The 2891-nt window shown below is 70.0% G+C and carries 3 protein-coding genes; all 3 read right to left on the bottom strand.

Going from position 1 to position 2891, the window contains the following annotated elements:
• On the bottom strand, positions 1-223 hold a 223-nt coding region (locus tag LCE31_RS27040), incomplete at its 3' end, for a hypothetical protein (RefSeq protein ID WP_225018674.1).
• 100 nt (positions 224-323) lie between these two features.
• Positions 324-677, bottom strand: coding sequence for a DUF317 domain-containing protein (locus LCE31_RS27035; RefSeq protein WP_225018673.1), 354 nt, complete (start codon positions 675-677; stop codon positions 324-326).
• Positions 678-1747: 1070 nt separating this feature from the next.
• Positions 1748-2713 carry a SpaA isopeptide-forming pilin-related protein gene (locus LCE31_RS27030; protein ID WP_225018677.1) on the bottom strand — a complete coding sequence of 322 codons (966 nt, stop codon included), beginning with the start codon at positions 2711-2713 and terminating at the stop codon, positions 1748-1750.
• Between the last annotated feature and the right edge of the window lie 178 nt (positions 2714-2891).

Below are 2891 nucleotides of genomic sequence, written 5' to 3'. Positions count from 1 at the left end.
CAACGGCGACCTCCGGTGGCAGGTGGCCGAGCTGTGCGTCCTCGTCACGTCCTTCGGCGAGGTAGACGACGCTCCGGCCTGTCTCGTCGACCGACTGCAGGACCTGCGCCACGCGGTGGGCCATCGGGAAGAAGGGGTTCATGGCCTGGCGGACCGGAGCATTGCGGTCGCAGCCGGACAGCAGGTCGATGAGATCGCCGACAGTCATCTCGGGGGACGTCACGAACAGCCTCCTGGAGTGGGGAAAGGGCGGTGGCGCGGGAGCTCCGTGCGGACGGCCGGCTGACTCACTGAGCGGGCGTTTGCTGTCGGTGTCCGCTCTGTCAGAGGGGGCTTGCGTTCTCCAGCACGCGCGCTACGGCGGCTGCGACGATGTCGGCCGGCGTCTCCGTGTCGAACGACGCTTGATAGCCCGGGACTTCGGCGGTGCCGGTGACAGCGATCTTCCATCCCTCGCCGTCCGTTCCGGGGCGGCCGAGCGGGAACCAACCGAGATAGAACCTGCCGTCCTTACTGCTGACGTGCACGTCCGCGCGGTCATCGACGATCAGGTGGAAGTCCTCGGCCGAGAACTGGTCCATGACCAGGGTCGGCTGACCGGGACCGAGCTGCCACTTCCGCAGCCGCAGGGCTTCGACGGTGGTGGAGAAACCAGGACCCGTAGGAGCTACGGTCACAGGAAATCACCTCTCTGACCTGGGGTTTCCAGCAAGGTCGTCTACGTTGACATGCCCTCGCACCCGTTGGCCAGTCTTTCCGCGATCTTGCTTGTCTGCCCCCGGCGAACTGCCCGATCACCACGACTCGCCATACGGGCCCGCGCCGCGGAACAGCGACCGGCACAGGACAGCAAGCCCTGCACTGGAATCCGTTCCACGGGCCTAGCGCCCTGGAGGGCGACGAGAGCCTCGACGCCGAAACCCTGCCGAGCCGTCACCGGTACACCTGTCACCACACGCGCTTAGCCTTCCTCGCGCGACGACCGCAGCGAGGGATTGCCTCGTCGAGTACCTCACCTGCAAGGATGCGCCATAAATCGAACACATGATGCAATAGCTCGTATGTACTGCCCTGCGATTCCCGAGGACTTGGCCGCCACCCAGTGCGCCTGGGAACAGACCTATCGGAGCCTTGCCGATCCGGCGAACCGGCACCGGACGACGGCCCTCCGGCGCCGCCTGCTGCAGCTGTCGGTCCGGGTGTGGTGGCATCCCTACTGGCAGCAGGCTGGCACCGGGCAGCGCTGCGCTCCTGGGCGCGGGAGTTGGAACCAGGGACTCGGTAGGTGACCGATCCCCGCACGGTGATCGGCGAGTAGCCGGACCCCCTGCCGCCGGCACAGCAATCACGCTGCCGAACGGACCAACCGTGCGGGTCCACTTCCCCGCACGCAGGGAAGCTCGCCGGCGCCCATCCGCGGCATCACCTGGCAGGCATCCCTTTCCGGACCGCGCGGCCTGACGGGGTCGAGAGGGGCGAGTACACCGTCTGGGTGACCGGCCCAGAAACTGACGCCCAACGAACGAACGAATCGGTCCACATGCCCGCCCGGCGTTCGCCCGCTCCTCCACTCGCCCCGGCCTCCGGCTGGTGATCCGCCCGGCACCGCAGCGCCGGGGACGAACAGAGGGGGCGGTCACTACGGCAGCGTAGCGAAGGCTGCGTCCGTGCGTGGACGACAAAGCCCCCGGATTCCAGGCTGTGGAATCCGGGGGCTTGAGACTCGTGGACAGGCGTGGAGGGTGGGTCAGGTCTCGGTGGAGTCGTCGGCGTGGCCGTCTGTTCGGCTGCGACGTGCGAGGAGGAGAGCGCTTCCGCCTGCTGCGATCAGCACGGCCGTGCCGCCGGCCAGCCACCGTGTGGCGTCAGTCCCGGTGTGGGCGAGAGAGCCGGTCGGTGTCTTCGGCGTGGAGTCCCCGACCGGGGTCGCGGCCATGGACGCAGAGTCGGTAACCGGTGTGTAGCTGCCCGTGGCGGAGGGCGTGGCGCCTTCGGTACCACGGCTCGGCTCGCCCGGATTGGACGGAGAGTGGGTGGGATGGTGCGTCGGCTTGTCTGGGTGATCGGGCTTCGGGTCCGTGGCCGTCTTGGCGTTGGTGACGGTCACGGTCACCGAGGCGCCGGGAATGGCGGTGAACGGCTTTGCCGTCTTGGAGAGTTCGTAGCCGGCGGGAGCCTTGGCCTCCTGGGCCCAGAACCGTTTCCTGCGGCTCGACACGGGCAGTTCTGCGGAGGCTGTGCCGTTGGCTCCCGTGATCAGGGTGAGCAGCGCCGAGGTGCCGGTGCCGATGTTCACGGTCGCGCCGGACAGGAGCTTTCCGCTCTTGTCGTCCTTGGCCTGCAGGAGGACCTTGGCGGCCTTGAACGGGTCCGTGATCGTCAGTGGGGTGGCGTGGTTCGGGGTGACGATCACATCCTGGTCGGCGACGGCCTCGTAGAGCGGGCTGCCGGTAGCCGTCTGCTTGAGCCGGTAGACGCCCGGCGCCAGGTCAAGGAGGGTGAGCTTCCCCCGGACGTCGCTCTGTCCGCGTCCGGCTTCCTGGCCAGCGGTGTCGAGCAGGAGGAACGCAGCACCGGGAAGGACGCCTCCGGCCGTGTCCTTCACGGTGATCTCGACGCTGCCCGCGTCGGGGGCCGGTGTCCCGGCTGGGGCGGCTGAGGCCGAGGGGGTCGGTACGGAGGGCTCGGCATTCGCGGCCGGCGCCCAGGTCAGGGAGCCGGGCGCCGCGCCGCGGCCGGCCGCGCCGGGGCGGGCGCCGCGGGGGGGGGCGGGGGGGAGGGCGCCGGGGGGCGGGGGGGGGGGGGGGTGCCCGGCCACACCGCCCGGCGCCGGGGCGCGTCGCGTCCGGGCCGCCCGCGCCCGTGCGACCTGCGGTGTCCGCCGGTAACCC

The organism is Streptomyces sp. 8L (assembly GCF_020176795.1).
Classification (GTDB): Bacteria; Actinomycetota; Actinomycetes; order Streptomycetales; family Streptomycetaceae; genus Streptomyces.
This window is presented reverse-complemented; position numbering and strand designations above follow the sequence as displayed.